The sequence below is a fragment of the Microcystis sp. M090S1 genome (assembly GCF_020246295.1).
GTDB lineage: Bacteria > Cyanobacteriota > Cyanobacteriia > Cyanobacteriales > Microcystaceae > Microcystis > Microcystis aeruginosa.
Window position 1 is genome coordinate 1 of record NZ_JADBTF010000246.1, and the last position, 4552, is coordinate 4552.

Consider the following 4552-nt stretch of genomic DNA (forward strand, 5'->3'; position numbering starts at 1 on the left):
GGGGGTTATAAGGGATGGAACCCTTATATAGAAAGGCATTTAGCGATTTTTGTCAATTGTTTTTTATCTAGAGCGAACTAATCAATTAAGTCTCTTGCCAGATAAGGATTTAGTCGATTTATGCCCCCCTATCGAACCATAACAAGTAATGAAGAGCCAATAATCTCCTAACTGCTGACTACTGATAACTGATAACTGATAACTGATCAATGTCGATCGCTCTAAACGTTAACATTAAAGGTAATGGCTATCCGATCCTCTGTCTGCACGGTCATCCCGGTTCGGCAGCCAGTATGTCTGTATTTACCGATCATTTTTGCCAACGCTGGCAAACCCTGGCCCCGGATCTGCGCGGCTACGGTAAAAGTCGTTATCGCCGCGATTTTCAGCTAGAAGAACATCTAGAGGATTTAATCGGGCTGCTCGATCGCCAAAAAATCCCGCAATGTTTAATTCTCGGTTGGTCTTTGGGGGGTATAATCGCACTGGAATTATTATTGCGACATCCCGATCGCTTTCCTGGTTTAATTCTAGTGGCCTCGGCCGCGCGGCCTTGGGGTAGTCATCCTCCTATCACCACCACAGATTTAGTTTTGACGGGGATGGCGGCAATTCTCAATCAGATTAAACCGGGATGGCGTTGGAATATTGATACTTTTGCTCGTCGTTCCCTGTTTCAGTACCTTTTTTCACAACATCAAGCGATCGCCTATCAATATCTCGCTCAAGATGCTGTTCCTGCCTACTTACAAACTTCTCCCTTTGCCGATCGCGCTTTAAATCGGGCTTTAAAAAAAGGTTACAATTGTTTAAAATCTCTTGACAAAATTACAATTCCCTGCTTGGTTCTGGCGGGGGCAAATGATCGCCATATTACCAGTGCTTCTAGCCAAGAAACGGCCGAAAACCTGAAACTGTCTCAGTGGAAATGTTACCCAGACACGGCCCATCTGTTCCCCTGGGAAATCCCCGACTTAGTTTTAGGGGACATTGATGCTTGGTTAGCGGCGCATTTTAGCGATAAACTGGCAGAGTGAAGTGAAAACTACTGCCGTGGTCAGGGACACTATCCACCCAAATTTGACCGTAGTGGGCGCGAATAATCTTGCGACAGACCGATAAACCGATGCCATAACCTTCTTTCCCCTCATCCCGTTTGAGACGCACATGACCCTCAAAAATATGTTCTTGTTTTTCTTCGGGGATGCCGGGGCCGGTATCACTGATGCTCACCTGTACTTTTTGAGTAGTACGATGGAGGACAGAAAGGGTAATTTCGCCGCCGGCGGGGGTATATTTGATCCCATTCTCCAGGAGATTAATAATCACCTGTCGGATTAACTCCTCATCAGCATAGACGGGGGGCAGATCTTGGGGGATATCGCTTTGGAGAGTTAAAGTCTTTTCCTGAAAAGTATCGGTAAATTGAGACAAAATTTCCTGACAGAGGGATTGGAGATAAAATTTACTCTGTTGGAGAGTGAATTGCGCCGCCATGCTCTTAGAAGCTTGCAGAATATCCGTAATCAAACGGTTCATAATCCGGAACTGTTTGCGGGCCTGTTGGTGCAGTTGTTCTCGTAATTGCAGACTGCGCTCAGTATCCGGTTGATGATAGGCTAATTCTAGGGTTTCCACGGCGATGGAAGCGGCGGTGAGAGGGCTGCGTAAATCGTGGGCTAACATAGCCAAAATTTGGTCTTTAAATTTTAATTGTTCTAATAATTCTTCCTTTTCTTGTTTGAGACGAAAAACCTCATCGGCGATGCGGATGAGTTCGCCCGAATGTTCCACCTCTTGAAGTTGTGCATCATCAGCGTGATGATTTTTGACCTCCTCTTTAATCGCTTTTTGCCAACGTACCAACCATTGTTTAAACTGTTCCACCAGATTACTGCCCGCGAGGGTATGGCGGGGGACGGGGGCAATTTTGACCAAGGCGGGGGTAGCTACAAGGCGAAAATGTTCGACTAAATGAGGTTGCTGGCGAATTTCGATGATTTGTAGGTCAATCGGGTAATCAGACTTTAAAGACTGGAGATAGGACTGAATTTGACGGATAATTTCTTGAGAACTGGGACGGTCATCAACAAACAGCAAAAGTTGAATCGAGAGAGGCGTTGTCGTCTCTCTCCCTAAAGCAGTCAGTGGCTCGTTAGATGGGAGCATCGGAAAATTAGTAAACCTAGGGATTGACGAGATCGATCGACGATTGATCGACTTTTATCATATTCTTTATTGTAGAAGCTTAAGATAGTATAAAATCTACTCAACCTAATCTTAAAGTTTTATTCCTTAATTCTAAGAAGAAATCCTATGGCTTTTGGCTATGTTGCCCTAGTTCTCCACGCTCATCTCCCTTTCGTCCGCCATCCCGAAAGCGATTACGTCCTCGAAGAAGAATGGTTATACGAAGCAATCACAGAAACCTACATCCCTCTGCTGCAAGTTTTTGAAGGTCTCAAGCGGGACGGTATCGATTTTAAAATGACCATGAGCATGACTCCGCCTTTGGTGTCGATGCTGCGGGATCCGTTACTGCAAGAGCGTTATGAAGAACACTTAGGTAAGTTAGAAGAATTAATTGCTAAAGAAATCGACCATAATCAACACAATGGCCATATTCGCTACTTAGCCGAATATTACGCTGAATCTTTCCAAAGTATCCGACAAACTTGGGAAAAATACGATCGAGATCTGGTCAAAGCTTTTAAACAATTCCTTGACAGTAATAACCTAGAAATTATCACCTGTGGTGCGACTCACGGTTATATGCCCCTGATGAAAATGTACCCACAAGCGGTCTGGGCGCAAATTGAGGTGGCCTGTCAACACTACGAAGAAAATTTCGGTCGTCGTCCCAAGGGCATTTGGTTGCCGGAATGTGCCTACTACGAAGGGGTAGAAAGAATGTTAGCCGATGCGGGCATTCGTTATTTCCTCGTCGATGGCCACGGTATTCTCTACGGTCGTCCTCGCCCCCGTTACGGCAGTTACGCGCCCATTTTCACGGAAACCGGGGTGGCTGCTTTCGGTCGTGACCACGAATCTTCTCAACAGGTTTGGTCTTCCCAAGTTGGTTATCCGGGGGATATAGTTTATCGGGAATTCTATAAAGATTTGGGCTGGGAAGCGGAATACGAGTATATTAAGCCCTATATCATGCCCAACGGTCAACGCAAGAATATAGGCATCAAATACCACAAAATTACTAGCCGGGACGGTGGTTTATCGGAAAAAGGGCTTTATGACCCCTACTGGGCCAAAGAAAAAGCCGCCGAACACGCGGGCAATTTTATGTATAATCGCGAGCGGCAAGTGGAGAGTTTAGCCGGAATTATGGGCCGTCCTCCCCTGATTGTTTCTCCCTACGATGCCGAGTTATTCGGTCACTGGTGGTATGAGGGACCCTGGTTTATTGATTTTCTGTTCCGTAAGTCTTGGTATGACCAAAATATCTACCAAATGACCCATTTAGCCGATTATCTCCGGTCTAACCCGACCCAGCAGGTCTGTCGTCCTTCCCAATCCAGTTGGGGTTATAAGGGTTTCCATGAATACTGGCTGAATGAAACTAATGCTTGGATCTATCCTCACCTACACAAAGGCACGGAACGGATGATTGAATTAAGTCATCATGAAGCGGAGGATGAATTGCAGGAACGGGCTTTAAATCAGGCGGCCCGGGAGTTATTATTAGCACAATCTTCTGATTGGGCGTTTATTATGCGAACCGGTACGATGGTTCCCTATGCTGTCCGGCGCACTCGTTCCCACCTGCTGCGGTTAAATAAAATCTATGAAGATGTGAAATCCGAGAAGATTGATGCCGGTTGGCTGGAAAAAGTCGAGGAAATCGACAATATTTTCCCCAATATCGATTATCGCGTCTATCGACCCCTGTAATCTTTGTTAGAGATTAATAAAAATTTTGGTGCGTTATGGTTTGTAACGCACCTTGTTGCTTTCTGATTCACTCATTACTTGATCTCCTGTAGATTTCTGCACTATCTACAAAAATAGTACCCAACTTATCGAAAATTTGGGTTAAAACCCCGTCGTTTTACGACGGCTTTTCCTGATTTTTAATGTAGCACTTAAGAACTTCCAGTGGCGCACCTCCTACAGAAGATACAAAATAACTGGGCGACCAAAGAGCGTCTTTTCCGTACGGTTTAGGATATCCAGCTTGTCCATACCTACGACTAGAGACTCCCTTTAAAGAATTGACCATCACGGAAATAGATAATTTCGGTGGATATTCAATCAATGCGTGTACATGATCGGACTCCCCGTTAAATTCCAATATCTGAAAATTCATCTTTTCCGCAACTTCCCTAAAAGATTTTTCAACCAAAGTCAGACTTTTACCAGTAAAAACCTTTCTTCTGTATTTTGTCACACAGACCAAGTGTATCTTTAGATCGGAAACAGAGTTTCTCTCTTTTCGCAACCGACTTGACATTATTGACAGACCTAGTTAAAATAAATACAGACACAAATATCTTAACCCAATGAAAGCGAGGTATCAATACCGTATTTACCCAACAGA

Annotated in this window: 4 protein-coding genes; 2 read left to right on the forward strand and 2 right to left on the reverse strand. The window is 44.6% G+C overall.

The genetic code is table 11. The annotated features are described in order from the left end of the window. Window positions 1–209: 209 nt before the first annotated feature. Complete coding sequence (locus IM477_RS11080) at window positions 210–1037, forward strand: alpha/beta fold hydrolase (RefSeq protein ID WP_287731737.1); 828 nt, start codon at window positions 210–212, stop codon at window positions 1035–1037. Here IM477_RS11080 and IM477_RS11085 read toward each other — a convergent pair. Then, window positions 1015–2169: a histidine kinase gene (locus tag IM477_RS11085; protein WP_287731739.1), complete on the reverse strand. Its 1155-nt coding sequence runs from the start codon at window positions 2167–2169 to the stop codon at window positions 1015–1017. The genes IM477_RS11080 and IM477_RS11085 overlap by 23 nt on opposite strands. Window positions 2170–2316: 147 nt before the next feature. Between IM477_RS11085 and IM477_RS11090 the strand changes: the two genes are divergently transcribed. After that, on the forward strand, window positions 2317–3906 hold the full coding sequence (locus IM477_RS11090; RefSeq protein ID WP_287731741.1) for a glycoside hydrolase family 57 protein: 1590 nt from the start codon (window positions 2317–2319) through the stop codon (window positions 3904–3906). Between the two features lie 157 nt (window positions 3907–4063). On the opposite strand, the gene tnpA is transcribed toward IM477_RS11090, so the two are convergent. Next, on the reverse strand, window positions 4064–4465 hold the full coding sequence (gene tnpA / locus IM477_RS11095) for an IS200/IS605 family transposase (protein WP_125731285.1): 402 nt from the start codon (window positions 4463–4465) through the stop codon (window positions 4064–4066). Window positions 4466–4552: the final 87 nt, after the last annotated feature.